Raw genomic sequence first — 25931 nt, 5'->3', positions numbered from 1 at the left:
CGCGCGGCGGCACTCCGATCAGGTGATCGGTTCGCTGCCCGGCTCGACGGTCTCGACGAGGTCGAGGTCCCACTGGCCGTCGATGCGGCGCACGTAGAAGCGCGCGTCCACGGATTCCGACTGACCGTCCGCGGTGAACGTCTCGGTGACCTCGAAGATCGCGTAGCCCTGACGGTTGGTGCGATCGGTGACCTCGTAGTCCACGCCCGAGACCCCGGCGATGTTCTCATCGAACACGGCGCAGGAGGTCAGACCGGTCGCCTGCTGGAACTCGTCGGTGGTCGACTCCATGAACAGCTCGCAGTCGGCGGACTGCAGCGAGGAGTAGAAGTCATCGAGGGTGTCCTCGGGATTGCCGCGGTCCAGGATCCGCCACCCGATGAATATCGCGAGCGCCGCGACCAGCAGCAGACCGAGCAGGGCCACTCCGCCCACCACGAGCCAATGCCAGGTAGGCCGCTTCGGCCGATCGGTCGGAGCCTTCTGCGGCATGTTCGGTGATGCCTGGGCGTACGCCATGTTGTTCCCCCGAGTGCTTGCGTCGTCGTCCCTCCAGTATTCCGCATCGGGACGCCGCCCCGTGCCTCCCCCGATGGGGAGAGGTGCCCATAGCGCCGCAGCCCTGTGCCTCCCGTGATGAGGAGAGGGCCCATAGCGCCGGAGCCCTATGGCTCCCGTGATGAGGAGAGGTACTCGTCGCCCCGCCGCCGGGCGCCTCCTTCCCGAGGTGGGGAAGGCGTATCCAGGGGCGTGAGGTGATGAGGGAGGCCGTATATGGCGGAGCCTGCACACCTGGTGCCTGTGGATATAGGTGGAGGGGGCGGACCACGAAGCCTGCGCAATCGGGTGCCCAGGGGGCAGGTCCTGCCGCGCCGCGCCGGACGGGACCTGCCTCGAGCCCGCCGTGGTCGTTAACCTTGAGCGCATGATCGTCACCGCAGACCCGGGACCCGTCGGCTCGCCCACCAGCAAGGACGCCGCAGGCTTCCTCGCGACCTCCGCACTGCGCTACGAAGCCGGCGCCGCAGAGAGCTCCGAGACGACGCTGCCGGTGCTGGAGGGCCTGGCCTCCGTGGTGGGTCGCACCATCGAGCGCGGCGATGTGCTGCGGTTCTACGTGTATCCGCAGCTGGATGCGGAGCTGACCTGGGGCGCCACGCACGTCTCGATCGATCTCGTGTTCAAGGACGGCTCGCGCCTCTCCGAGCTCGACCCGCGCGATCAGTACGGGACCCCGGCCACCGCCGCCGGGATCGGCGAGGGGAAGATCCTGTACGCCGACCAATGGAACGACGTGCAGGTCGCGCTCGACACCGCCGTCGGCCGCACCATCGCCGAGGTGCTGCTGATGGCCGCGATCCCGGATGGTGACGACGACGAACAGCCCGAGGGTGCTCCCGCCGCGGATCCGGCACCCGCTGGTCCAGAAGTGAGCATGCTGGACGTCGACCTGGAGCGGAGCGACCTGTCGGGGACGGTCCTGGCACAGGCCGATCCGTCCCTCGGGGCATCGCAGATCGCGTCCTGGGACCTCGGTGACGAGAGCGATCTCGAGGACGATCCCGTGGAGGAGCAGGCCCCGGCGGACGACGCCGGCCTGACCACGAGGGGTGTCGCCGTCATCTCTGCGACAGATGAGGGTGCCACGGCGCACGATGGGCCGACGACACCGACAGCACCGGCGGCGGCAGATGCCGCCACGGGAGCGGTCGACGACGCCGCCCCGATCGAGCCCGCCACCCCGATTGAGCCCGCCGCCCCGATCGAGCCCGCCGCGCCCGTGGAGCTCATCGGCTGGATCGACGGCCCCTACGTCGGCCCCCTTCCCGCGGACCCGCCCCGCGAGGACTACGTGGCCTGGGTGGACACCCGGCGCGGCACCTACGCCTCCGGCGACTTCTCCCGCGGCAACAACCTTCCGCTGACCGCCGTGCCCAACGGCTTCGCGTTCTTCACCCCGGTGACCGATGCGCGCACCCGGCGCTGGCTGTACGAGTACCACCGGCGCAACGGTGAGGACAACCGTCCCCGCCTGCAGGGCCTGGCGATCTCCCACCAGCCCAGCCCCTGGATGGGGGACCGCAACCAGTTCGTGCTCATGCCGATGCACGGGGATGCTCCCGACGCCACCCCGGGAGCCCGGGCCCTCGGCTTCGACCATGCCGAGGAGACCGCGCGCCCGGACCTCTACGAGGTGGCGCTCGACGGCGGGACCGCACTGCGGCTGGCACCGACCGACCACGGCGCCGTCTGCGAGATCGACTACTCCGCCCAGGCCGGAACCCCGCACCTGCTGCTCGAGGGCGTCGACGAGCACAGCCGCATCGACGCAGCCGGTGCCGTGTTCGACGGCACGATACGCGCCTGGGTCGACTCGGGCCTGGCCGAGGGCTATGAACGGGCCGACGGGGCCACCCGGATGTTCGTCCTGGCCGAGGTGGATCCGGCACCGATCTCGGTGGCCGCCGCGCGGGGGGAGTCCACCGGCAGCGTGCTGACCTTCGCCGAGGGCACCGAACGCGTGACGGTGCGCCTGGTCACCAGCTTCATCGGTGTGGAACAGGGCCGTCGCACCTTCGCCCAGGAGGTGCAGGGTCGGTCCCTCGAGCAGGTGCGCGAGGACGCGCACGCCGCATGGACCGAGCGCCTGCGGGTGATCGAGCCGGGGACCGCGACCCCGGCCCAGCGGCGCACCCTGTACGGGAACCTCTACCGCCTGAACCTCTACCCCAACTCCCAGTGGGAGAACGCCGGCACCGCGCAGCGGGTCTCCCCGATGCACGCGAGCCCGGTGCGCCCGCCCAAGGGTGATGCCACCGACTCCCGCACCAACGCCCAGGTGCTGCCGGGGACGCTGCATGTCAACAACGGGTTCTGGGACACCTACCGCACCGCCTGGCCGGCGTACGCGCTGCTCTACCCGGAGGTGGCCGCCGAGATCGCCGACGGCTTCGTGCAGCAGTACCGCGAGGGCGGCTGGATCGCCCGCTGGTCCTCTCCCGGCTATGCGGACTGCATGACCGGCACCAGCAGCGACGTCGCCTTCGCGGATCTCGCCGTCAAGGGCGTGGCCCTGCCTGATCCGGTCGCCGCCTACGAGTCCGGCCTGCGCAACGCGACCGTGGCACCGCCGATGACCGAGGTGGGGCGCCGGGGCAACGAGCGCGCCGTGTTCACGGGATACGTCGATACCGACACCGAGGAATCCGTGTCGTGGGCCCTCGAGGCGCACATCAACGACTTCGGGCTCGCCGCCCAGGCCGAGCTGCTGGCGGCGTCGACGGAGGAGGTGCGTCACGCCGCGCAGCTCCACGAGGAGGCCGCCTACCTGCGGTCGCGCTCCGTGAACTACCCGCTGCTGTTCGATCCGGCCATCCACTTCTTCCAGGGTCGGCGGGCCGACGGCGCCTTCGCGCAGAGCCCCGAGGAGTTCGACCCGCGTGCCTGGGGAGGGGACTTCACCGAGACCGACGGCTGGAACTTCGCCTTCCACGTCCCGCACGACGGGGAGGGCCTCGCCGCCCTGTACGGCGGGCGGCAGTTCCTGCGCGCGAAGCTCGACGAGTTCTTCTCCACCCCGGAGCGGGCAGATCTCAAGGGCACCTACGGCCACGTCATCCACGAGATGGATGAGGCCCGCGCGGTGCGGATGGGACAGTTCGGGGTCTCCAACCAGCCTTCGCACCACATCCCCTTCCTCTACCACCACGCTGGGGCACCGGAGATCGCCTCGCAGGTGGTGCGCGAGGTGCACCGTCGGCTGTTCGTGGGCGAGCAGATCGGACAGGGCTACCCGGGGGACGAGGACAACGGCGAGATGAGCGCCTGGTGGCTGCTGACCGCGCTGGGCCTGTACCCGCTGCAGCTCGGCACCGGCCGCTACCACCTGGTGGCGCCGCTTTTCGACCATGTGCACGTCAAGCCGCTGGGCGGGGAACCGTTCACCGTGATCGCCGAGCACGGCGACGCGGGAGCCGACTGCATCGTGGGCATGACCCGCGATGACACGGAGCACCGCGATGCCTGGATCGACCACGCGGACCTGCGCGGTCGCCTGCACGTCGCGCTCGGCTCCCGGGCCGACGCCGAGGCCTCGGACTGGGGTGCCGTGCCGCCGTCGGCCACTCCTGTGGGGCACCACCCGCAGCCGTTGCGGGACCTCTTCAGCGCGGACCCCTCGGATCCGCTGCGGGATGACGACTCGCGGACCGAGCAGACCTGGGACACCTCGAGCGTCGTGATCGATCTGCCCGAGCTGGGCGAGCCCCTCGTGACCCGGTTCCTCACCCTGACCTCCTCGGCGGAGACCGGCGGTGACCCGATCGCCTGGCGGCTCGAGGGCTCGCAGGACGGCGAGTCGTGGGAGCTGCTGGATGAGCGCACGGAGCAGAGCTTCCGCTGGCGTCGGCAGACCCGTCCCTTCCAGATCCCCTCGCCACGCGGGTTCACCCATCACCGGCTCGTGATCACCACCGCCCAAGGGCCGTTGCGCCTGGCGGAGCTGGAGCTCCTGGCCTGACAGCGCCCCGCCCGAGACTCCCGGCCGGCCTCACGCCCGCCTGCCTGGTCGTTCGCCTGGCTGCCTGGTCGTTCGCCTGGCTGCCTGGTCCGCGCTCTTGGACCACTCCCTCCGTCGTGGGCGGGCCGGGGGCGCGGTCAGCTGGCTATATCACCAGGGCTCGTCACCATCGGCCGGTCCACGACACGAGCCCCTTGCCACGAGCTTCCCCTGACTCGAGCACCCCTGATTCGACTGCCTGGGACCGGCCCACCCCGTGGCCAGCTCACCCAGTTGCCTGCCCGCTCGGGCACGGGCTCACCCTTGGGGGCGGCTGGCTCAGCAGGCCACAGCCCCCGGTGAGGAGGCACGGGAGCGGCGGCGCAGCAGCGCATCGGGTCCGACGGCGGGCGTCCCCAGGCGACGGTCCCGCACGGCCCACGGCCAGGTCATGAGCGACCACATCACGGCGATTCACGGGGACCGGTCGCCTCAGCAGGGCCCCCAGCAGGGCGCCGAGACCCGTCATGGACGGGCCGATGCTGAGGTCAGCTGGCTATATCACCAGGGCTCGTCACCATCGGCCCGTCCGTGACACCGTCCGCCGGTCCGTGGCACGAGGGCCAGTCTGTGACCCCCTCGGCTCGTCCATGACGCGAGGGCCCGGCCCGGACTCATCCTGGAGGCGACGGCGCAGCAGGGCACCGGGTGCGATGGCTGGGGTCCCGCGGCGGGCGTCGAGCGCGGCCCACGGCCAGGTCATCAGCGCCCACACCACGGCGATCGCGACGGCTTCGACCAGCAGATACTGAGGCCAGGGGCCCATCACGTCCAGGATGCTGGGGCCGGCCGGGGCGCGGTTGAGATAGCCGTAGTTCGCGCCCGCCAGCGCGTTCCCGGCGAAAGCGATCCCCGCCCACGCCACCGTGACCGCATAGGCGACGCCGTAGCCGCGCCAGGTGGGCCGGAAGCCGAGACCCCAGATCAGCACGACGGGTGCCAGGACACCGCTCGCGTGGGCGATCCAGTACTCGGTGAACTCCAGCGGGATCCACACGAAGTAGTTCACGTCCGGCGTGAGCACCGACTGCATATTCAGCGTCAGGCCCCAGAAGTACGTCACCACGATCGCCCAGGGAGCCCGGGTGATCAGAGCCAACGGCACGATGAAGCGCAGCGCGTCGGAGAAGTGCAGCGGGAGGGACTCATCGAGGTTCCAGGACCAGGGCAGGAAGCCCCACACGGTCCAGAGCACGCTGTTGGCCAGCAGGATCCACCCGGCCGCTCGCAGCGAACGGTCCACATCCGCTGGGTGCGCTCGCCGGGCCCACACCACCAGAGCGAGTGCGGCGATCACGATCAGGGCGAGGACGCTCAGATGTGCGCCCCCATAAGCGGGCATCTGCCCGAGTGGGCCCGCGAGGAGCATGCCCTGGCTCGAGTCGGTTCTCGGCATCTCTGTCCTCTCTCCTCGCGTGGTGCCCATCGGGCAGACCTTGCCGTCGTCGGCTGCCGACGATCGACGACCGCGGACAGCCAGCAGATGGCCCGGCACGATCATCGTCATGGCGAACAACCGGTCCGAGACTACGAGAGCGCCCCGCCATGGCGGGGCGCTCTGCGCGATGTCGTACGGGAACTACGGGAACAGCGGGTCGTGCGTGCGGGTGGGGCCCGTCGGGGTCAGGCGGCCACGGCCTGCTTCCGGCTCGAGCTCTCCTTGAGCAGGGTGACCACGGCGGCCGCGACGACGGTGCCGGCGAGGATCGCCAGGATGAAGCCCCAGATCGGGCTGATCGCGAAGGCGACGAAGATGCCGCCGTGAGGTGCCTGCGAGCCGACGCCGAGCGCCATGATCAGTGCACCGGTGACGGCGCCGCCGGTCATCATCGAGGGGATCACGCGCAGCGGGTCCGCCGCGGCGAAGGGGATCGAGCCCTCGGTGATGAAGGCCGCGCCGAGCAGCCAGGCGGTGGTGCCGTTCTCCCGCTCGACCGGCGTGTACAGCTTCCGGCGCACCACGGTGGACAGCGCCATCGCGAGCGGCGGCACCATGCCGGCGGCCATCACGGCGGCCATGATCTGGAAGGAGGCCTCGGTGCCCTGCGAGAGTCCCGCCGTGGCGAAGAGGTAGGCCGCCTTGTTGACCGGGCCGCCCAGGTCGAAGCACATCATCAGGCCGATGATCACGCCGAGCAGGACCGCGGAGGAGCCGGACATCCCGGTCAGCCCGTCCTGGAGAGCAGTCATCAGCGAGGCGAGCGGACGGCCCAGGAACATCAGCATCAGGCCGCCCACGACGAGGGTGGTGAGCAGCGGGATGATCACGACGGGCATGAGCCCTGCGAGCCACCGCGGCGGCTTCAGAGTCGTGAACCACAGGGCCACGAGACCGGCCAGGAGACCGGTGATCAGACCGCCCAGGAAGCCGGCGCCGACCAGCACGGAGACCGCGCCGCCGATGAACCCGGGGGCGATCCCGGGGCGGCCGGCGAGCCCGTAGGCGATGTAGCCGGACAGGGCCGCGACCAGGAAGCCCATGCCGAGGTCACCGACGGTGAAGAACACGGCGCCGAGGTAGAGGGCGAGGCCCGACCGCTCCGTCAGCGTCTGGCCCGTCGCCGCCTCGTAGGGCATATGGTCCGGGAGCGAGGTGAGCGAATAGCCGGTGGCGACGTCCTGGGCCACGAAGGCCACGTCGAAGCCGGCGATGAGGAAGCCCAGCGCCATGAGCAGGCCACCGGCGGCGACGAACGGGATCATGTAGGACACGCCCGTCATGACCGCGGCCTGGATCCGCTTGGGCCAGGACTGCTGGCCTCCGGACCCCGAGGCGGACTCCGAGCTGCCCGATGCTGTCGGGACGCGTCGCGCCGAGGGATCCGAGGAGGCCGCGACGGCCTCGTCGATCATCTGCGGTCCATGAGAGATGGCGCGCTTGACGGGGTGCTCGACCAGCGGGACGCCGGCGAAGCGCTCACGACCGGAGACGTTCACATCAGCAGCGATGATCAGGGCGCTCGCGGCGGCGATCTGCTCGTCGGTGAACGGAGTGATGCCACCGGAGCCCTGGGTCTCGACATGCAGCTCGACGCCCTTGTCCTTCGCAGCATTCTCGAGGGACTCGGCCGCCATGTAGGTGTGCGCGATCCCGGTCGGGCACGAGGTGATCGCGAGCAGCACGGGCGCGTCGCCCGCCTCTGTGGTGCCTGCAGCATCGGTGCCTGCGGCAGCGCTCTCAGCGGCAACGGCTCCGGCTGCGGAACCCCCGGCGGGAGCGTCGGCCGTGGAACTCCCAGCGGTCGCGGAGCCGGCGCTCGTCCCGGCGGCGGGCTGCGCCGACGGCTCGGGCTCGATCACGCCCATCACCAGGTCGGAGACCTCATGGGGCTCCCGGGCGGCACGCAGGTCCGCGAGGAACTCGGGACGGATCAGGGCGCGGGAGAGCTGGGCGAGCAGCTTCAGGTGCTGGTCGTCGGTGCCCGCCGGGGCGGCGATGCCGATGATGAGGTCCGCAGGCCCGTCGGCCGATCCGAAGTCGACCGGCTCGGACAGGCGCAGGAAGCCCAGCGCCGCCTCGTGGACCGCGTCGGTGCGGCAGTGGGGGATCGCGAAGCCGCCGGGCATGCCGGTGGCGAAGGATTCCTCGCGCTTGAGCAGTCCAGCCTCGAGGCCGTCGCGGTCCGCGCGGCCGGTGGCGGAGATCAGATCAGCCATCAGGCCGATCACGGCGTGCTTGTCACCGGGAGGGTCCACCTCCAGGCGGACCAGCTCGGGGGTCATCAGTGATCCGGGCATGTGTGCTCCTTCGAACGGGCTGTCCCACGGGGGCGGGACGGAGAGAGGCAGGGGACGAGAGGGGTCAGAGTCGGACGACGCCATCCGCAGCGATACGGACCTGATCGGGACGGGGGATGGTGGTGCCGGGCAGGCCGACGGCGGCGGTCCCGTACGCGAGGGCGCGGGCCAGGCGCAGGCCGGGGGCCTCGCCGAGCTCGCGGCTGATCAGGTAGCCGGCGGTCGCGGAGTCGCCGGCGCCGACGGTCGAGACCACGGGGGAGGAGGCCGAGGGGCAGTACCAGGCGGCTCCTTCGGTGGCGAGCAGTCCGCCGGCCGCGCCGAGGGTCACGAGCACGGCTCCGACACCGCGGTGGTGGAGGTTCAGAGCCGCGTCGCGGACGCCTTCGAGGTTCCCGTCGCTCACCTGGCTCTCGAGCACGTCGCCGGAGACGCCGACGATCTGGCCGAGCTCCTCGGCATTGGGCTTGAGGAAGTCCGGGGCGGTGCCGGGAAGTGCCGCGGCAACGGCACCGAGCGGCGCATCCGAGGTGTCGACGCCGACGCGGGCGCCGCGCGCCTGCAACAGCTCGATCAGGCGCACGTACTCGTCGGCCGGGAGCCCGGGAGCGAGCGAGCCGGAGAGCATGACGATGTCCTCGTCCCCGATGCTCGAGATCAGCAGCTGCTCGAGCCCCGCGATCTCCTCCTCGCCGAGCGTGGCACCGGGCTCGTTGAGCTTGGTGGTGACCTGCGGCGAGGACAGCACGGTGAGGTTCGTGCGCACCGGGCCGACGATCGGAGCGGCCCGGTGGGGGAGCCCTTCGGCCTCGAGGAGGGCGAGCAGGGGGTCCGACGGGGCGGCCGGCAGGATCGCGGTCACGTCGATCCCGGCGCGGTGCACGCCGAGCGCGACGTTGATGCCCTTGCCGCCGGGCTGGGTGCTGTCGCCGCTGATGCGGTGCACCCCTCCGGGGACGAGCGGACCGCCCAGGTCGACCGTGCGGTCCAGCGAGGGGTTCGCGGTGAAGGTGACGATCATGCGCAGATCACCTCGACCCCGGCGTCGGTGAGCTGGCGCAGCACCTCGGGCGGCAGGCCGTCGTCGGTGACGAGGGTGTCGATGTCCGCGGCGCGCGCGAAGGTCACCAGGTGCCGGGAACCGGCCTTCGAGGAATCGGCGAGGACGACCCGCAGCCCGGCGGAGCGGACCATCGCGTTCTTCACCGCGGCCTCGTCGGGGTCCGGGGTGGTGAACCCCTCGCCGTCCAGGCCGTTGCAGCCCAGGAACGCGATCTCGGGATGCAGGAGGCGCATCGCGTCGACGGTCGCGGAACCGACGGCGGCCTGGGTCGTGGGGCGCACGCGGCCCGGGAGCACATGCACCTCGAGATCGGTGTGCACGAGAGCGCCCTGGGCGATCGCGGGAGCATTGGTGATCACGGGGCCGCGCCGGCCGGAGAGATGGGGGAGAAGCTCAGCGGTGGTGCTCCCGGCGTCGATCAGCACGGCGGCGCCCGGGTCTGCGGGGAGCAGGCGCGCGGCGGCCGTCGCGATCCGTCGTTTCACCTCGACGTTGGTGGTCCGGCGGGACTCGAGGTCGGGCTCGACCTCGGTGGTGCTCCGGGGGACGGCGCCGCCGTGGACCCGGGTCAGCGCTCCCTGCCCCGCGAGCTGGTCGAGGTCGCGCCGAACGGTCTCGGTGGCGACGTCGAACTGCGCGGAGAGGTCCGTGACGGCGACCCGGCCGGACTGCGCGAGGGTGTCGAGGATCTGTCGCTGGCGTTCGCGGGCGTACATGGGGTCACCTGCCTCATCGAAGGAGAGATCGCGGGCGTCGGGCGAGCCTCGGCTCCACGGATGCCCGCACACTACGCCACAAAGCCACACAAAACAACAGAATAGTTATGTGGGAATCTGTGGCTGGGCGGGTGAGTCGAGGGCAGGAGGAGGAGAACTGGCGGGTGGACGGACGGTCCGGAGGAGTCGACCGTCACGCGGGCGCTTGCTGCACGGGCTCGAGCGCATGCGGGCCGATACCATCGATGCTCTCTGCGTCGATCGCACCCCGAGGAGAAGAGAAAAGATGTCCCAGGCCTACCATGCCGACTCGTCCGAGCTGTCGACCAAGGAGGTCCTGACCTGGGAGCTGTTCGGCACCGCCTCACGGGAGCTCGCGCAGATCATCGCCGATTCGGCGTTCGCGCCGGAGATCGTCATCGCGGTGGCCCGCGGCGGCCTGCTGCCGGCCGGGTCGCTCTCCTACGCCCTGGGGCTGAAGCTCGCCGACGCGATCAACGTCGAGTTCTACACCGACGTCCACGAGACCCTGCCCGAGCCCGTGCTGCTCGCCCCGATGCTGGACAACGAGTCGATCCAGGGCAAGCGCCTCCTCGTGGTCGATGACGTCGCCGACTCCGGCCGCACCCTCGCCCTCGTGCTCGACCTGCTGCGCGAGCAGGGCGCCGACGCCCGCAGCGCCGTGCTCTACTCGAAGTCCGCCTCCGTCGTCTCCCCGGACTTCGTGTGGCGGCGCACCGACGAGTGGATCGTCTTCCCGTGGTCGGCCGAGCCGCCGGTCGTCGCGAACACCGATGCGGAGACCCCGACCGCCTGAGGGTCGCTCAGCCCCTGCACCACGACGAACGGCCGACGGCCGCGGGACATCACCCGCAGGCCCGTCGGCCGTTCGTCGTCCGGGCGTCGACTACGTCAAGGCGTCGACTCCTTTCTTTCGGACTCCGACTACTTTCGGACTCCGACGGCGGCGGAAGGCGCACTCTGGTGCCAGGTGCGGTCGTAGGCCGTGACCGCGTAGTACCCGCTGCCGTCGGCCCCCTCGGCGTCGAGGTGCACGAGCGCCTGCGAGCCCCGGTCCGCGCGCACGCTCGCCACCAGATTCCGCCCGTCGGCGAGAGCCTCCTCGGTCACCTCAGCGGTGGGCAGGTGCCACAGGGCATAGCTCGTGGCTCCGTGCCCTCGCCAGCGCACCTGCACCCCGTCCTCCGTGCGGCGCACCACGAGCACGGTCGGCGCATCGGGGGCCTCGCCGGGCACCTGCTCGAGCTCGGGCACGATCGCCGGGTGCTGGTACTGGCGCTGCACGAGGTCGTCGACCGATCTGGTGGTGTCATCGCGCAGGCTAGCCGCGCTGAAGTACACGTTGCCGTCCACGGCATCCAGGCTGCGGGTCAGGTCGACGTGATCGCCCAGCTCCGTGACCTCGGGGAACACCCCGGTGATCGCCTTGTACGCGGCTTCGCCGATGTACAGCCCCACGTTGGTCCCCTCGACCTTCTCGGCCCACCAGTGCACGAGCGTCTCGTAGTCCGCGGCGGGGTGGCCGAACTGCCAGTAGATCTGCGGGGTGATGTAGTCGACCCAACCCTCGCGCACCCAGCGCAGCGAATCCGCGCAGATGATCTCGTAGCTCTCCGAGCCCGAGGTGTCCGACCCCTCCGGATCGCTCGTGGAGTTCCGCCAGATCCCGAACGGGCTGATCCCGAAGCGCACCCACGGCTTCTCCGCATGGATCCGCTCCTGCATCTCGCTGACCAGCAGGTTGATGTTCTCACGGCGCCAGTCCTCGATCCCGGTGGCGCCATCGGACTGGGCCTCGTACGTAGCCTGGTCCGGATAGGTCTTCCCGGCGATCGCGTAGGGGTAGAAGTAGTCGTCGAAGTGGGCGCCGTCCACGTCGTACCGCGAGATCGCATCCATCATCGCGTCCTGCACGAAGGCGCGCACCTCGGGCAGGCCCGGGTCGTAGTAGAGCTTCCCGCCGAAGGGCCAGACCCAGTCGGGGTGCACCCGCGCCGGATGGTCCTCGACCAGATCAGGCGTCTCGCTCATCGCAACCCGGTAGGGGTTGAACCAGGCGTGGAACTCGATGTTGCGCTCATGGGCGGCGTCGATCTGGAAGGCCAGCGGATCGTAGCCGGGGTCCTGCCCCTGAGTACCGGTGAGGTACATCGACCAGGGCTCGACGCGGGAGGGCCAGAAGGCATCCGCCGTGGGCCGCACCTGGGCGATGATCGCGTTCAGGCCGAGCGACTGCGCACGGTCCAGCCAGGCGATGTACTCGGCCTTCTGCTCCTCGACGCTGAGCCCCGGCTTCGAGGGCCAGTCGATGTTGACCACGGAGGAGAGCCACATGGCGCGGAACTCCCGGGAGGGCGGGGGAGCGGGGTCCGCCCCGGGGGCGGCGGGCGCGGAGGCGGCAACAGCCGGTACCGCCGACGCTGCCGCCGCGGCGGTGACGGCGGTTCCGCCGACGGCGGCCCGGGTGGACAGGGACAGGAAGGAACGGCGATCGACTGAATGCACGGCGCTGTGGACTCCTCGGTCGGTGACGGTGGTCACCAACCGTCGCACGACCGAGGAGGCCGGGCAAGCATCGCCACGACACCCGGAGGCTGCGCCGTGACGTCGGCAAGGACAGCCACGACGCCCGGAGACAGTGCCGTGACGTCGGTAAGGACAGCCGCGACGCCCGGTGGCGCTGCCGGGACGTCGGGTGCGCGGGCGTCAGCCCTTCGCGTCGGGACCGAGGGAACCGGCCTCGGGTTTCCCGGCGCTCTGCGAGGCACTGCCCTGGCCTGCTTCGTGCTGGTCGGCGCTGTCGCCGGCGTGCCCGCTCTCGGCGTGCCCGCCCTCGTCGTGATGCCCGAAGGGCAGGAAGTGCATGATCACGGCGATGACGCCGCCGATGATCAGGCCGAACACGAAGGAGAAAGCAGTGTTGATCAGCCAGCCGAGGATCGCACCGACCCCGGCGATGCCGGCGACGGCGCCTTCGAGGTGGTGCACGAACCCGTAGGGCTGGGCGAGGCCGAGGTCATGGGTGCCGACCAGCAGGATGTGTCCACCCACCCACAGCATCGCGACCATGCCCACGTAGCTGATGACGTTCATGACCTTCGGCATCGCGCCGACCAGACCGCGGCCGAACTTCTGCTTGAACTCGGAGTCGTGGTCAGCCGCCATGGCCAGCCCGACGTCATCCATCTTCACCAGGACGCCCACGGCCCCGTAGACGAGGACGGTGATGCCGATGGCCACGACCACGAGCACGATCGCGCGTGCCCACAGCGAGTCTGCGTCGATCGAATTCATGGAGATGACCATGATCTCGGCGGAGAGGATGAGGTCGGTGCGCACCGCGCTCGAGACGATCTTGTCCTCGGCGCCGGCACCCTCGGCGGCCGCCGGGGCCTTCTTGGGCTTCCCGCTGACCAGCTCCCAGATCTTCTCGGCGCCCTCGAAGCTGAGGTAGAGGCCACCGAGCATGAGGATCGGAGTCAGCGCCCAGGGGGCGAAAGCGCTGAGCAGCAGCAGGACCGGAAGGATGAAGATCAGCTTGTTGCGGAAGGAGCCCTTGGTGATCCGCCAGATGATCGGCAGCTCGCGCTTAGGCTCGAGCCCTTTCACGTACTGCGGTGTCACGGCCGCGTCGTCGATGACGACACCCATGGCTTTGGAGCCCGCCTTGGCGGAGGCTGCGGCGACATCGTCGGTGCTGGCGGCGGCGAGCCGCGCGAGCGCTGCGACGTCGTCGAGGAGTGCGGCGAGTCCACCGGCCATGCGAGGTTCCTTCCCCCGAGGGATCGGACGCCCGACGGCGACCGCGGTCAGGATATCGGTCGCGGCACGAGCGCGGTGCACGAGCGCGGTGCACGGGCGCGCGCATCGAGGGTGTCGACGGCGGAGAGCGCCACGCGGATCACGACGCATTCCACCAGGAGTGAACCTGGACGGCACGGTCTCGACGTGCGCTGATGACGGTGCAAAGGTGGGCACATGGATATTGCACTTATCGGAGGACATGGCAAGGTCGCGCTGCTCGCTGAGCCGCTGCTCGTGGAGGCGGGCCACACCGTCCACGCGGTGATCCGCGATCCGGAGCAGACGGCGGAGATCGAGGCCACCGGGGCGAAGGCCGTCGTGGCGGACATCGAATCGCTCGACGCGGATGGCTGGGACGAGCTGCTGCGCGGCAAGGACGCGGTGGTGTGGTCGGCCGGCGCCGGCGGCGGAAGCCCGCAGCGCACCTGGGCAGTGGACCGGGACGCGGCGATCGCGTCGATGGAGTCGGCCCGGCGCGTCGGCGCCACTCGCTACGTGATGGTCAGCTACTTCGGCGCGAGCCTCGAGCACGGCGTGCCCGAGGATGAGCCGTTCTTCGCCTACGCCGAGTCCAAGGCCCAGGCGGACGCGCACCTGCAGGGCACGGACCTGGAGTGGACCATCCTCGGCCCCTCCGGTCTCACCCTCGAGGAGCCCACCGGGCGGATCGACGCCACCACCTCCGAGAGCAGCACCGTCTCGCGCGGGAACGTGGCCCGCACCATCGTGGCGGCACTCGATCGCCCCGGAACCGTCGGGAAGTTCCTGACCTACAACGACGGTGAGCAGGAGATCGGCGCGGCCTTCGACGCCGCCGTCTGATCGACGGTCCCTCTGGACGACGGTCCCGTCTGAACGACGCCGACTTCTGAACGACGCGGTCTTCTGATCGGTCCCGGCAGGTGAGTGCTCGCACTCACCTGCCGGGGCCGTCGGCTGTCCGGGGTCATGCCCTATCGTGAGGGAGTTTGCCCGGCCGATCGCCGGGCCCGGACAGAGGAGAAGCAGTGGACAGCGCACGACGGTGGGGCGGGGTCGTCGCCCTCGCCCTGGGGATCTTCATCCTCATCACGATCGAGGAGCTGCCCATCGGCGTCCTCAGCGTGATGGCACCGGATCTCGGGGTCAGCGCCGGCGTGGCAGGCCTCGCCGTGACCGTCCCCGGAGTGCTCGCCGGCATCGTCGCCGTGCTCACCCCGGTGATCGTGCGCGGACTCGATCGCCGCCTCGTGCTGGTGATCGCCCTGGCCTCGGTGGTGCTCTCCAGTCTGCTGAGCGCCGTGGCACCCACCTTCGCGGTGCTCCTGATCGCCCGGCTCTTCGCCGGGGTCTCGATCGGTCTGTACTGGGCCGTGCTGGCCATCGTCGCGATCGGCCAGGTCTCTCGGGAGCACACCTCCCGGGCCCTGACCGTCGCCTTCGGCGGCGCGGGCGCGGCCCTGGTGCTGGGCGTCCCCGTCGCCGCCTGGATCGGCACGCACGTGGGCTGGCGCACCGCGTTCGTGGTGGTGGGCGTCGCGGCGGCAGTGGTCGCGGTGCTGATCCTGGTCCTCGTGAAGCCGGTGCGCTCGCCGGTGAAGGTGACGCCGTCGATGATGCTCGCCGCCGCCCGCACCCGCGGCGTGCGCTACGCCGTGGCGCTCACCTCGCTGGTGGTGGTCGCACAGTTCATCACCTATGCGTATGTCAGCCCCATCCTCCTGGAGCGGGCTGGGGTCCCGGTCACTCAGGTCGGGCTGATGCTGCTGGTGTTCGGCATCGCCGGGCTGATCGGCAATTTCGCGGTCGCCGCGCTGCTGAGCCGCAGCGCCCCCTGGGGCGTGCTCGTGGTCTCGGCCGGCATGGGCGTCGCGCTGCTGGCCGTGCTCGTGCTGATGCGCAGCCCCGCCTCGGCCCTCGCGATCATGCCGCTGTGGGGCCTGTTCGTCGGCGCGATCTCGGTGGCGATCCAGGCGTTCGTCAACACTCAGGCCACGGAGGTGATCGAGGAGGGCACCGCACTGAACAGCGCCGTGTTCAACACCGCCATCGCCGGGGGCGCCCTCGTGGGTGGCCTGATCATCGACTCGGCCGGCCAGACCGCGCTGATCGTGACCTCCACGGTGATGATCGTCGCCGGCGTGCTGGTCGCGGTGAACTACCTGCGCACCACGCCGCGCGCGCACGTCGGTGCCTGAATCGGCCGGCGAGTCAGCCGGTGATCCGGAACGAGTCCGCCCCGCGCGGCGTCTCCGGGCGCACGTCGATCCCGCTCACGTGCGCGCTCGTCGGCCCCTGACGCAGCCAGGCGAGCATCGCGTCGACCGCGTGCTGCGCCCCTTCGATGTCGGCCTCGACCGTGCCGTCCCACAGATTGCGCACGGTGCCGGCCACACCGAGCCGCGCCGCCTCCGAGGCGGCCGCCATCCGGAAGCCGACGCCCTGGACCTGCCCGCGCACCCGGACGATCCTGCGCTGCGCCTCTGCTGATCCGCTCGCCAGCTCGGGGTTCCGCTGCGTGCTCATCTCGTCCTCTCCGACCTGCCGACCCCCCCCGTCCCAGCGGCGGGCCGCCTCAGTTGTCGCCCCCGGTGTCCTGGGCCTGCGCGGGGGCGCCGTCGCCCGCCTCGTCCGCGTTGTCGTCCCACTGCCACTGCGCGATGTGCGCCGGATCCTCGCCGTGCTCGTACGCGTGGGCTCGTGCCTGGAGCCGTGCGTCGACCATCCGCTGGCGCAGTCCCGCATACCGGGTGGCGAGGCCCTCGACCCGGTCGATCACGTCCATCACCAGGTGATAGCGGTCGGAGTCGTTGAGCATGAGCATGTCGAAGGGAGTGGTCGTGGTGCCCTCCTCCTTGTAGCCGCGCACGTGGATCCGGGAGCTGCGATCGTGGCGGTAGGCCAGGCGGTGGATCAGCCAGGGATACCCGTGGTACGCGAAGATCACCGGGATGTCCTCGCCGAACAGCCCGTCGAAGTCCTCCGGGGAGAGGCCATGGGGATGCTCGGTGTCCTCCTGCAGGCGCATGAGGTCCACGACGTTGATCACCCGGACCTTCAGGCCGGGGATCGCTTCGCGCAGGATCTTCGCAGCCGCGAGAGTCTCGATGGTGGGGATGTCGCCGGCGCAGCCCAGCACCACGTCCGGCTCCTCGCCGTCCACCTCGGTGCCGGCCCATTCCCAGATCCCGAGCCCGCGCGCGCAGTGCACCACGGCCTCGTCCATGCTCAGCCAGTTCGGGTTGGGCTGCTTCCCGGCCACCACCACGTTCACGTACTGGCGCGAGCGCAGGCAGTGGTCGTAGGTGGACAGCAGCGTGTTCGCATCCGGCGGCAGGTACACCCGCACGATCTCGGCCTTCTTGTTGACCAGGTGATCGATGAACCCGGGATCCTGATGGCTGAAACCGTTGTGGTCCTGTCGCCACACGTGCGAGCTGAGCAAGTAGTTCAGCGAGGCGATCGGCCGGCGCCACTCCAGCTCGTTGGTGACCTTCAACCACTTGGCGTGCTGATTGACCATCGAGTCGACGATGTGGATGAACGCCTCGTAGGAGGAGAACAGGCCGTGGCGGCCGGTGAGCAGGTATCCCTCGAGCCAGCCCTGGCACTGATGCTCCGAGAGCACCTCCATGACGCGGCCGGATCGCGCCAGGTGCTCCTCGCGGTCGTGCGGCTCGAAGTCCGCGTTCCACTGCTTGTCGGTCACCTCGTACACCGATTGCAGACGGTTCGAGGCTGTCTCATCGGGCCCGAAGATCCGGAAGTTCTCGGGATTCTCGGTCACCACGTCCCGCAGCCAGCCGCCCAGCACCCTGGTGGCTTCGGAGACCGAGGCTCCCGGATGCTGCACCTCGACGGCGTGGTCGCGGAAGTCCGGAAGGCGCAGCGGGATCAGCACGGAGCCGCCATTGGTGGCCGGGTTCGCGGACATCCGCTGCAGCTCGCTCGGAGCGGCGGCCGCGATGTCCTCGAGCAGGTGACCCTCCTCGTCGAACAGCTCCTCGGGGCGGTAGGAGCGGAGCCAGGTGTCGAGGTCGGCGAGGTGCTCCTCGGTGTCCCGGGCGCTCGCGAGCGGCACCTGATGGGAGCGCCAGGACCCCTCCGTGACCTGCCCGTCGATGGTCTTCGGCCCGGTCCATCCCTTGGGGGTGCGGAAGATGATCATCGGCCACGCGGGCCGCTCCGTCTCGCGGCCGGCCGCGGCATCGGCCTGCGCCTGCTGCTTGATCTCTGCGATCTGGTCCAGCGCCGTGTCGAGCACCGCGGCGAAGCGCTCGTGCGCCGCCATCGGATCCTCGTCCTGGAACCCGCCGGTGAAGAACAGCGGGGTGTGCCCGTAGCCGCGCATCAGCGCCTCGAGCTCCTCGTCGCCGATGCGGGCCAGCACGGTGGGGTTGGCGATCTTGTAGCCGTTCAGGTGCAGGATCGGCAGCACCACCCCGTCCTGCTGGGGGTTCGTGAACTTGTTGGAGTGCCAGGAGGTCGCCAGCGGACCGGTCTCCGCCTCGCCGTCGCCCACCACGGTGAAGGCGATCTGGTCGGGGCGGTCGAACATGGCGCCGTAGGCGTGGGAGAGGGCATAGCCGAGCTCGCCGCCCTCGTGGATCGAGCCGGGGGTCTCCGGAGCGACATGCGAGGGGATGCCGCCGGGGAAGGAGAACTGCGTGAACAGCCGCTTCAGGCCGTCCTCGTCCGGGCTCACGGCGGGATACACCTCGGAATAGGTGCCCTCGAGGTAGCTCGCCGCCACCAGACCCGGCCCGCCATGGCCGGGCCCGGTGATGTACATGGCGTGCAGGCCCCGCTGCCGGATCGCCCGGTTCGCATGGGCGTAGAGGAAGGTCAGCCCCGGGGTGGTGCCCCAGTGGCCGAGCAGGCGGGGTTTGACGTGCTCGCGCTGCAGAGGGATGCGCAGCAGCGGGTTGTCCTTGAGGTAGATCTGCCCGACCGAGAGGTAGTTCGCGGCCCGCCACCAGGCGTGGATCCGGTGCAGCTCCTCCTCGGTGGGGGACTGCGCGGGGGAGTCCGGCCAGGTGCTCGTGGTGGTGTTCGCGGTGGTCCTCGTAGAGGTCATGGCGCCTTCCTGCTGCATCGGACATCAGGGTCCCCTGGGGGCTGCTTCCCACCGTAGGTCGTCGGTGGCGGACGGGGAAGGCCGGAGGTCCCGATCAACGGATCTGTGCCGCCCGGAGACCCCTGCCCCGCACGCGCCCTGCGACACGTGGTGGCAGTGGGGCCGGTGAGAGCCCGATGAGAGTGTTCTCAGAGTGCTGGATCTCCTGGGAAGTGCCTCGTAGCCTGGGGGTATCTTCACGACGTATGCCGGGCCCGCCCCGGCAGGACAAGGACCGCCATGATCCGCACGATGCGCTCACGCTCCACCCTCCGCAGCACCACGCGGGCCGCCGCCCTCGGCGCCCTCGTCATCGCCCTCGCCGCCGGGTGCGGGGACACCTCCGGGGACGACGGCTCTCCGGCCGACGGGGACTCCGACCCCTCCGTGAGCGACGGTGGGGAGGCGACGGGCGACGACGCCTCCGGCGGCGACGGCTCCGCAGGCGGCGACACCTCGGAAGCGGTTGGCGCCTCGGATGCAGGTGGCGCCGACGGGGCGCCCTCGGACGGCGGCACGGCAGGCGATGGCGCCGGTGACGACGCGGCGGCCGGCGGCGCACCGCTCCCCGAGAGCGCCGACCTCGCCACCGAGCAGCTGCCGGTTCCCGTGGAGGACGCCGTCGCGATCGCGCTGGAGACCGCAGGCGGCGGGGAGACGGTGTCGGTCTCGATCGACCACGACGACGACCGCGACTGGGTGTGGGAGATCGAGGTGGCCCTGGACGGCCGCGAGCACGAGATCGACATCGACGCCGCCACCGGTGAGGTCCTCCAGCACGAGGAGGACGACGACAGGGTCGACGAGCCGGCCGTGGACGTCACCTCGCCCATGACTCCCGCCGAGGCGATCGATCTCGCCCTGCAGAAGCACGACGGCCGGGTCTCCAGCTGGGACCTCGACTCCGACGACGGCACGATCCGCTACCAGATCGACCTCGAGCGGTCCGGCGGCGACGACACCGAGATCGAGGTCGACGTCGAGACCGGTGAGGTACGGGTCGAGGACTGATCCGTCGCAGGAGCACGAGCAGGAGCTGCACTGCTCGACGCGGTGTGCGCTCGTACGGGCGTTGTCGACACCGTGCGCGTCTGAGATGCTCCTGGCATGGCCTCCCTCGTGCAGCCGACCATCGCCGAGGGCTCCCTCTCGTCCGCCGCCCAGCCAGTGCTCCGGGCCGGACCGATGATCTTGAGGCCGTGGACCGAAGGCGACATCCCAGCAGTGTCTGCTGCGTACTCGGACCCCGAGATCCGGCGTTGGCATGCACGATCCATGTCGTGCGAGGAAGCGAGCACCTGGATCTCGGGGGCTCATGAGGCGTGGACGCTGGAGACGGGAGTCAGCTGGGCCGTGGACGTCGACGGTGCACTGGCAGCACGGATGACGCTCAGGGTCGAGAAGACCGACGGCATCGCGACGGCCGCGTACTGGGTACGACCTGACGTCCGAGGCCGAGGGGTCGCGGCCCGAGCGCTCGACTCGGCGGCACGCTGGGCGTTCTCCGTCGGGATGCATCGCGTCGAGCTCGAGCACTCGACGAGGAATCCGGGCTCGTGCCGCGTCGCGATCAGAGCCGGGTTCGCCGCAGAGGGGACACGTCGCCAGAGCGTCCTGCACGCCGACGGATGGCATGACATGCACACGCACGCGAAGATCGCGGAGTGAGCCGGCGCTCGAGAGTGTGCAGCACTGCGGAACTGCCTGATCACGGCATGCGGCCCGACCTCATCGTAGACGTCAGATGCGCCAGTGCTCCGCCTCAAGCTCCTCTGCTGCAGCGCGCGACCAGCTGGATCGCCCGTCGGACTCAGGAACCGTCGCGAGTGAGTACCACAGCACGAGGATCCGCCGCCATCGCCGCTCCGAGTCGCTCGGCCGGTTGACTGCGTCGTATCCCCGGAAGAACTCTTCGCGCACCGCCAGAGTGACCGGCTCCCAGTCGGTGAACCTCGTGCCGAGGAGCACGGCGGACCGTCCGACCTCATCCACGCGGAGGTCGACCCTCGCCTCATCGAAGTCCAGCACAGCGGCCACCTTGTTCCCCGACCACAGGATGTTGGTGGAGCGGTAGTCGCCATGCAGCAGCTGCACCGGCAGGCCATCGTCCTCGGCGTCCAGGGAGTCCGCGAGCGTGCGCAGCGCTGGCGCCGGAAGGTGGGAGCAATCACCGCTGAGCCACTCCTCGATCCGCGCCCGCACGCTCGGGACCGCGTCAGACGAACCCAGAACCGGAACGTCCTGCGTGATCTCGGCGAGTGCATGGTGCAGCCGGGCGAGCTGAGCACCGGCGCCGTGCACCTGAGTCGGATCCGCCGTGTCGAGGATCTGTCCGGGGATCTCCCGTTGCAGCGCGAGGGAGACGCCATCGACCTCGACCTGTCGTCGACCATCACAGGAGGTCAACGGAGCCGAGACCGGGACCTCCCGGTGGGCCAGCTCGGCGAGCACGTTCGACAACGCCCCCAGCCGCACGAACCTGTCGGTCGCGATCGACCATTTCGCGACCAGCGTTCCTGCCGACGTCCCGAGCCACGTCAGGGCGTTGCTGTCCGACATCACGATCCGTGCGCAGGAGAAGACCTCGATTCCCCAGAGCGAACGGACGGTTCCGGTGATCCAGGCAGTAGCTTCGCCGGCACCCGCGAACCCGAACCGGTCGCGCAGCACGACATCCGGAGAAGCGGCCTCCCACAGCATCTCGACGGCCGGAGTCGCCGGGGCCTGCCGATCGCTCATCGGGCTATCGCATCAGGGGCAGGACGGTCAGCTTTCATCGCGACGCGATCACCGGCTCCCCGGCCTCGTCCCGGTGCATCACCTCACGCCCGTGCTGCCACACCCGCAGCGAGCGGTTCCGGGTGTCCAGCGGATCGCCCTCCCAGAGCACCAGGTCCGCATCCTTGCCGACCTCGATCGAGCCGAGCCGGTCCTCGACGCCGAGCACCTCGGCCGGGTTCAGGGTGATCGCGCGAAGGGCGTCGGCCGGATCCATGCCGTGCTTGACGGCGAGAGCCGCCTGGTGGACGAGGAACTCGATGGGCACCACCGGGTGGTCGGTGATGATCGAGACCTTCACGCCGGCGGCGGCGAGCAGGCCGGGCGCCTTCGGGGTGCGGTGACGCACCTCCACCTTCGAGCGGGACACGATCAGCGGGCCGTACAGCACGGGCACCCCGGCGGCGGCGACCCTGTCGGCGATCAGGTACGACTCGGTGCCATGGTCCAGCACGAGCTCGAAGCCGAACTCCTCGGCGATCCGCAGCGCGGTGGCGATGTCGTCGGCCCGATGGGAGTGCTGGCGCCACGGGATCTCGCGGCGCAGCACGCGGGCGAGCGCCTCGCTCATCAGATCGGCCTCGCGATCCGACTTGTCCTTCGCCATCCACACCTGGGCCTTCGCGAAGGCCTGCCGGATCGTGAGGGCCACCCCGAGACGCGTCGACGGGGTCTGCTTGCGCTCGCCGTAGATCCGCTTGGGATTCTCACCGAGCGCGGCCTTCAACCCCGAGGGGCTGCGCAGCACCATGTCGTCCACGATCCGGCCGTGGGTGCGGATCGCCACGGCGAGCCCGCCGATGGGGTTGCCGGAGCCGGGATTCACGTTCACCGCGGTGACGCCGCCGATGATCGCGTCGTCGAAGCCGATCTCCACGGGATTGATCGCATCGATCGCCCGCGCCGCCGCCATCACCGGGTCGGTCATCTCGTTGGTGTCCTGGCCGGCCCATCCCTCGCCCTCCTCGTCGACCCCGAGGTGCACGTGGGCGTCGATGAAGCCTGGCAGCAGCCAGCCGCCGCCCGCGTCGACGACCAGCGCGTCCTCGGGGATCTCGACGTGGGGCCCGACCGCGGTGATGCGGCCGTCCTCGACCAGGACGGTGCCGTCGAGGGCGGGGGAGGAGATGGGGAGGACGTGGGCGTTGGTGAGGGCGGTGATCGTCATGCCCCGACACTCGCCCGACCGATCGGTGGAGTCAAGTGCGGGCAGAACGCCGTGCGGGCGGACTGTGCGGGTTAGCCTGCCCCTATGTCGAAGAAGCAGAAGAAGAGCGACCCCGCAGCCCAGGAGCCTCGCGGCTTCGCGATCCCGTCGGACTGGACGGAGGATCTCTCCGAGCTCGATCCGCACGCCACTCCCGGCTTCACCGGGAAGAAGGCCGACGGCAAGGAGCAGCTCGCCGCCCGGGACAGCACCCTCGACGAGCTCCAGGAGCGGCTGTACGCGGAGAACCACGGTGTCGAGGGAGGCCGCTCGGTGCTGCTGATCGTGCAGGGCATGGACACCTCCGGCAAGGGCGGCATCATGCGCCACGTGGTGGGGAACGTGGATCCCCAGGGCGTGGACATCACCGCGTTCAAGGCCCCCACCCGCGCCGAGAAGCGCCACGACTTCCTGTGGCGCATCCGCAAGCACGCCCCGGAGCCCGGGATGATCGGCGTCTTCGACCGCTCCCAGTACGAGGACGTGCTGATCCATCGCGTGCACGGCTGGGCCGACGCGAAGGAGGTCCGCAGCCGGTACACCGCGATCAACGCCTTCGAGCGTGAGCTCACCGAGGCGGGGACCGTGATCGTGAAGGTCATGCTGCACATCTCCCGCCAGGAGCAGGGCGAACGGCTCATGGAGCGGCTCGAGCGGCCCGACAAGCACTGGAAGTTCCACCCCGGGGACGTCGACGAGCGCGCGCACTGGGACGCCTACCAGGAGGCCTATACGAAGGCGCTGCGGGCCACCTCCACCGTCGGTGCCCCGTGGACCGTGGTCCCGGCGGATCGCAAGTGGTACGCCCGCCTCGCGGTGCAGCAGCTCCTGCTGGACGCGCTGCGCGGCATCGACCCGCAGTGGCCCGAGGCGGAGTTCGACGTCGCCGAGCAGACCGCCCGGCTCCAGGAGACCATGGACTGATCCGGCGCCGGGAACGGGGCGCCTGCCGGCCCCCGCCGACTCCCAGGAGTCGGCTTGTGCCGTTCAGCTCGGCGGATGATGATGGAGCCATGGCTTCCATCACCTTCAAGAACACCCCCATCTCGACCGTCGGCGAGCTTCCCGCCCAGGGCTCTGCCCTGCCGGCGTTCGAGCTCGTCGGTCAGGACCTCTCGCCGGTCGCGAGCTCCGACCTCGCCGGCAAGCGCGTCGTGCTGAACATCTTCCCCTCGCTGGACACCGGCACCTGCGCGATGAGCGTGCGCACGTTCAACGAGCTCGCCGCTGGCCTCGAGAACACCGTCGTCGTCTGCGTCTCGAAGGACCTGCCGTTCGCGCAGGCGCGCTTCTGCGGCGCCGAGGGCATCGAGAACGTCGTCACCGGCTCCGCCTTCCGCTCCTCCTTCGGCGAGGACTACGGCGTGACCATGAGCGACGGCCCGCTGGCGGGCCTGCTCTCGCGCGCCGTCGTCATCACCGACGAGACCGGCAAGGTCGTCTACACCGAGCAGGTCGGCGAGGTCTCCGAGGAGCCCGACTACGAGGGCGCGAAGGCCGCTCTGGCCTGAGAGGCATTCACCAGAGCAGCGACCCTCCGCGGCAGCCGTTGCCACCCCTGACCAGGGCCCGATCCGCCTCCCGCGCGGATCGGGCCCTGTCCCGTACCCGGGACGAAACCCATCGGAAGGACAGATCATGAGCAGCATCGAGATCACCACCGACCGCGTCCACGACGTGCTGGACGATGACGGCTCCGGCGCCGACGAGTACCGCGTGCTGGTGGACCGGCTGTGGCCGCGCGGCATCACGAAGGAGCGGCTCGCCCACGACGACTGGGACAAGGACGTAGCCCCCAGCTCCGATCTCCGGACGTCCTTCCACGACGACGACCTGGACTTCCAGGAGTTCTCGGGCCGGTACCGCCATGAGCTCGACGACAGCGACGCCCCCCAGGCGCTCCTGGACCGGGCACGGGACGCCGGAGCGCACCGGATCGTGCTCCTGTTCTCCGCGAAGGACACCGAGCACAACCACGCCCAGGTGCTGCAGGACGCGCTGCAGGACCTCGTGCGCTGAGCACGGCTCCGGCGCGGACATCCGCCCGCTCCGCCCCTCCGGGCAGTAGGGTCGTCGATCGTGGAACCGCTCTCGCTCATCGTCCTGCTCGTGATGGGCACCCTCGCCGGCGCGATCAATGCGGCCGTCGGCTCAGGCTCGCTGCTCACCCTTCCCGTGCTGATGGCCCTCGGCATCCCCCCGGGCGTCGCCGTGCGCACGAACACCGTGGGCATGCTCTTCTCGACGATCGGCTCCGTCGTCGGCTACCGCAAGGAGATCGACGCGGAGAAGCACGACCTCCCGCCGCTGGTCCTCACCGCCGCCGGCGGAGCGGTCCTCGGCTCGCTCCTGCTGCTGGTCTCCCCGGCCTCGGCGCTCGACGTCGTGGTGCCCGTGCTCATCGTGGTCGCCCTGGCGATGGTCGTGTTCCAGAAGCGGATCACCACGGCGCTGCGCGCCCGTTCCGACCGACGCAAAGCCGCCCAGGGGCAGCTCTCACCGGCCTCCGACACCGCGGAGCGCAGCCCGCTGCGCTCGCCGGCGCTCCTGGGCTCGATGGGTGCCGCCTCGATCTACGGCGGCTACTTCACCGCCGCGCAGGGCATCCTCTACCTCGGGATCCTGGGCACGTTCACCGGTCGCACGATGGGCTCGGTGAACAGCGTGAAGAATCTGCTGAGCCTGGTCGTGAACCTCTGCGCCGCAACCGTCTACGTCATCGCGCACTTCGTGTTCGGGGTGGAGATCGTGTGGCTCGCGACCGCCGCGATCGCCGTGGGCGCCCTGATCGGCGGCTACTTCGGCGCACATCTCGCCAAGCTGATGCCCGAGTGGCTGCTGCGCGGCATCATCGTCGTCGTCGCGCTGATCGCCCTCGTGCGCCAGTTCGTCTGAGCAGGAGCAGGAGCAGGAGCAGGAGCAGGAGCAGGAGCAGGAGCAGGTCTCGCAGG

The 25931-nt window shown here is 70.3% G+C and carries 21 protein-coding genes; 10 read left to right on the top strand and 11 right to left on the bottom strand.

What is annotated here, in order from left to right:
* Positions 1-18: 18 nt before the first annotated feature.
* Entirely contained in the window at positions 19-519 is a 501-nt protein-coding gene (locus ABD093_RS07155) for a hypothetical protein (RefSeq protein ID WP_193117932.1), read from the bottom strand.
* Positions 520-925: 406 nt separating this feature from the next.
* Here ABD093_RS07155 and ABD093_RS07150 point away from each other — a divergent pair, with 406 nt between their 5' ends.
* The gene (locus ABD093_RS07150; RefSeq protein WP_343923399.1) at positions 926-4519 is read left to right on the top strand and encodes a GH92 family glycosyl hydrolase; all 3594 of its coding nucleotides are present in this window, start codon (positions 926-928) and stop codon (positions 4517-4519) included.
* A gap of 553 nt (positions 4520-5072) precedes the next feature.
* Here ABD093_RS07150 and ABD093_RS07145 read toward each other — a convergent pair.
* The 4 genes from ABD093_RS07145 to ABD093_RS07130 form a co-directional block, all read right to left on the bottom strand.
* A complete protein-coding gene (locus ABD093_RS07145; protein ID WP_343923398.1) occupies positions 5073-5954 on the bottom strand; it encodes a YwaF family protein in 882 nt (293 codons plus the stop codon).
* Positions 5955-6181: 227 nt separating this feature from the next.
* Positions 6182-8296: a PTS fructose transporter subunit IIABC gene (locus ABD093_RS07140; RefSeq protein ID WP_343923397.1), complete on the bottom strand. Its 2115-nt coding sequence runs from the start codon at positions 8294-8296 to the stop codon at positions 6182-6184.
* 64 nt (positions 8297-8360) lie between these two features.
* A complete protein-coding gene (locus tag ABD093_RS07135) occupies positions 8361-9317 on the bottom strand; it encodes a 1-phosphofructokinase family hexose kinase (RefSeq protein WP_343923396.1) in 957 nt (318 codons plus the stop codon).
* Positions 9314-10075, bottom strand: a complete 762-nt coding sequence (locus tag ABD093_RS07130) for a DeoR/GlpR family DNA-binding transcription regulator (RefSeq protein ID WP_343923395.1) — start codon at positions 10073-10075, stop codon at positions 9314-9316. The genes ABD093_RS07135 and ABD093_RS07130 overlap by 4 nt, the downstream gene beginning before the upstream one ends.
* Before the next feature lie 286 nt (positions 10076-10361).
* Between ABD093_RS07130 and ABD093_RS07125 the strand changes: the two genes are divergently transcribed.
* Positions 10362-10892 carry a phosphoribosyltransferase gene (locus tag ABD093_RS07125; protein WP_343923394.1) on the top strand — a complete coding sequence of 177 codons (531 nt, stop codon included), beginning with the start codon at positions 10362-10364 and terminating at the stop codon, positions 10890-10892.
* 128 nt (positions 10893-11020) lie between these two features.
* Here ABD093_RS07125 and ABD093_RS07120 read toward each other — a convergent pair whose 3' ends face one another.
* Both ABD093_RS07120 and ABD093_RS07115 read right to left on the bottom strand, forming a co-directional pair.
* Entirely contained in the window at positions 11021-12601 is a 1581-nt protein-coding gene (locus ABD093_RS07120; protein WP_343923393.1) for a glycoside hydrolase family 10-like protein, read from the bottom strand.
* Between the two features lie 201 nt (positions 12602-12802).
* On the bottom strand, positions 12803-13858 hold the full coding sequence (locus ABD093_RS07115) for a DUF808 domain-containing protein (protein ID WP_343923392.1): 1056 nt from the start codon (positions 13856-13858) through the stop codon (positions 12803-12805).
* A 216-nt stretch (positions 13859-14074) separates the two neighbouring features.
* Here ABD093_RS07115 and ABD093_RS07110 point away from each other — a divergent pair, with 216 nt between their 5' ends.
* On the top strand, positions 14075-14722 hold the full coding sequence (locus ABD093_RS07110) for an SDR family oxidoreductase (protein WP_343923391.1): 648 nt from the start codon (positions 14075-14077) through the stop codon (positions 14720-14722).
* A 185-nt stretch (positions 14723-14907) separates the two neighbouring features.
* Positions 14908-16077, top strand: coding sequence for an MFS transporter (locus ABD093_RS07105; protein WP_343923389.1), 1170 nt, complete (start codon positions 14908-14910; stop codon positions 16075-16077).
* A gap of 13 nt (positions 16078-16090) precedes the next feature.
* On the opposite strand, the gene ABD093_RS07100 is transcribed toward ABD093_RS07105, so the two are convergent.
* Both ABD093_RS07100 and ABD093_RS07095 read right to left on the bottom strand, forming a co-directional pair.
* Positions 16091-16405 carry an acylphosphatase gene (locus ABD093_RS07100; protein WP_343923387.1) on the bottom strand — a complete coding sequence of 105 codons (315 nt, stop codon included), beginning with the start codon at positions 16403-16405 and terminating at the stop codon, positions 16091-16093.
* 49 nt (positions 16406-16454) lie between these two features.
* Complete coding sequence (locus tag ABD093_RS07095) at positions 16455-18956, bottom strand: phosphoketolase family protein (RefSeq protein ID WP_343923385.1); 2502 nt, start codon at positions 18954-18956, stop codon at positions 16455-16457.
* A 279-nt stretch (positions 18957-19235) separates the two neighbouring features.
* Here ABD093_RS07095 and ABD093_RS07090 point away from each other — a divergent pair, with 279 nt between their 5' ends.
* Both ABD093_RS07090 and ABD093_RS07085 read left to right on the top strand, forming a co-directional pair.
* Positions 19236-20006: a PepSY domain-containing protein gene (locus ABD093_RS07090; protein WP_226850375.1), complete on the top strand. Its 771-nt coding sequence runs from the start codon at positions 19236-19238 to the stop codon at positions 20004-20006.
* 96 nt (positions 20007-20102) lie between these two features.
* A complete protein-coding gene (locus ABD093_RS07085) occupies positions 20103-20663 on the top strand; it encodes a GNAT family N-acetyltransferase (RefSeq protein WP_193117948.1) in 561 nt (186 codons plus the stop codon).
* Positions 20664-20735: 72 nt separating this feature from the next.
* Here ABD093_RS07085 and ABD093_RS07080 read toward each other — a convergent pair whose 3' ends face one another.
* Positions 20736-21734 (bottom strand): phosphotransferase enzyme family protein, encoded by a 999-nt coding sequence (locus tag ABD093_RS07080; RefSeq protein WP_193117949.1) that lies wholly within the window; start codon positions 21732-21734, stop codon positions 20736-20738.
* Positions 21735-21768: 34 nt separating this feature from the next.
* Entirely contained in the window at positions 21769-22941 is a 1173-nt protein-coding gene (locus ABD093_RS07075) for an amidohydrolase (RefSeq protein ID WP_193117950.1), read from the bottom strand.
* 84 nt (positions 22942-23025) lie between these two features.
* Between ABD093_RS07075 and ABD093_RS07070 the strand changes: the two genes are divergently transcribed.
* The 4 genes from ABD093_RS07070 (at position 23026) to ABD093_RS07055 (ending at position 25875) form a co-directional block, all read left to right on the top strand.
* Positions 23026-23904, top strand: coding sequence for a polyphosphate kinase 2 family protein (locus tag ABD093_RS07070; RefSeq protein WP_343923381.1), 879 nt, complete (start codon positions 23026-23028; stop codon positions 23902-23904).
* 89 nt (positions 23905-23993) lie between these two features.
* Positions 23994-24491, top strand: coding sequence for a thiol peroxidase (tpx, locus tag ABD093_RS07065; protein ID WP_193117952.1), 498 nt, complete (start codon positions 23994-23996; stop codon positions 24489-24491).
* Between the two features lie 127 nt (positions 24492-24618).
* Entirely contained in the window at positions 24619-24999 is a 381-nt protein-coding gene (locus ABD093_RS07060) for a DUF488 domain-containing protein (RefSeq protein WP_343923378.1), read from the top strand.
* 60 nt (positions 25000-25059) lie between these two features.
* A complete protein-coding gene (locus tag ABD093_RS07055; RefSeq protein ID WP_343923376.1) occupies positions 25060-25875 on the top strand; it encodes a sulfite exporter TauE/SafE family protein in 816 nt (271 codons plus the stop codon).
* The last annotated feature ends 56 nt before the right edge of the window (positions 25876-25931 follow it).

The organism is Brachybacterium tyrofermentans, from assembly GCF_039526165.1.
GTDB lineage: Bacteria > Actinomycetota > Actinomycetes > Actinomycetales > Dermabacteraceae > Brachybacterium > Brachybacterium tyrofermentans.
This window is presented reverse-complemented; position numbering and strand designations above follow the sequence as displayed.

Bases quoted from the DNA above. Each gene is read 5' to 3' on its own strand.
- ABD093_RS07080 (WP_193117949.1), bottom strand. From the start codon at position 21,734: ATGAGCGATCGGCAGGCCCCGGCGACTCCGGCCGTCGAGATGCTGTGG.
- ABD093_RS07115 (WP_343923392.1), bottom strand. From the start codon at position 13,858: ATGGCCGGTGGACTCGCCGCACTCCTCGACGACGTCGCAGCGCTCGCG.
- ABD093_RS07090 (WP_226850375.1), top strand. From the start codon at position 19,236: ATGATCCGCACGATGCGCTCACGCTCCACCCTCCGCAGCACCACGCGG.
- ABD093_RS07145 (WP_343923398.1), bottom strand. From the start codon at position 5,954: ATGCCGAGAACCGACTCGAGCCAGGGCATGCTCCTCGCGGGCCCACTC.
- ABD093_RS07070 (WP_343923381.1), top strand. From the start codon at position 23,026: ATGTCGAAGAAGCAGAAGAAGAGCGACCCCGCAGCCCAGGAGCCTCGC.
- ABD093_RS07075 (WP_193117950.1), bottom strand. From the start codon at position 22,941: ATGACGATCACCGCCCTCACCAACGCCCACGTCCTCCCCATCTCCTCC.
- ABD093_RS07100 (WP_343923387.1), bottom strand. From the start codon at position 16,405: ATGAGCACGCAGCGGAACCCCGAGCTGGCGAGCGGATCAGCAGAGGCG.
- ABD093_RS07060 (WP_343923378.1), top strand. From the start codon at position 24,619: ATGAGCAGCATCGAGATCACCACCGACCGCGTCCACGACGTGCTGGAC.
- ABD093_RS07150 (WP_343923399.1), top strand. From the start codon at position 926: ATGATCGTCACCGCAGACCCGGGACCCGTCGGCTCGCCCACCAGCAAG.
- ABD093_RS07130 (WP_343923395.1), bottom strand. From the start codon at position 10,075: ATGTACGCCCGCGAACGCCAGCGACAGATCCTCGACACCCTCGCGCAG.
- ABD093_RS07140 (WP_343923397.1), bottom strand. From the start codon at position 8,296: ATGCCCGGATCACTGATGACCCCCGAGCTGGTCCGCCTGGAGGTGGAC.
- ABD093_RS07155 (WP_193117932.1), bottom strand. From the start codon at position 519: ATGGCGTACGCCCAGGCATCACCGAACATGCCGCAGAAGGCTCCGACC.
- ABD093_RS07110 (WP_343923391.1), top strand. From the start codon at position 14,075: ATGGATATTGCACTTATCGGAGGACATGGCAAGGTCGCGCTGCTCGCT.
- ABD093_RS07125 (WP_343923394.1), top strand. From the start codon at position 10,362: ATGTCCCAGGCCTACCATGCCGACTCGTCCGAGCTGTCGACCAAGGAG.
- ABD093_RS07135 (WP_343923396.1), bottom strand. From the start codon at position 9,317: ATGATCGTCACCTTCACCGCGAACCCCTCGCTGGACCGCACGGTCGAC.
- tpx (WP_193117952.1), top strand. From the start codon at position 23,994: ATGGCTTCCATCACCTTCAAGAACACCCCCATCTCGACCGTCGGCGAG.
- ABD093_RS07095 (WP_343923385.1), bottom strand. From the start codon at position 18,956: ATGACCTCTACGAGGACCACCGCGAACACCACCACGAGCACCTGGCCG.
- ABD093_RS07085 (WP_193117948.1), top strand. From the start codon at position 20,103: ATGGCCTCCCTCGTGCAGCCGACCATCGCCGAGGGCTCCCTCTCGTCC.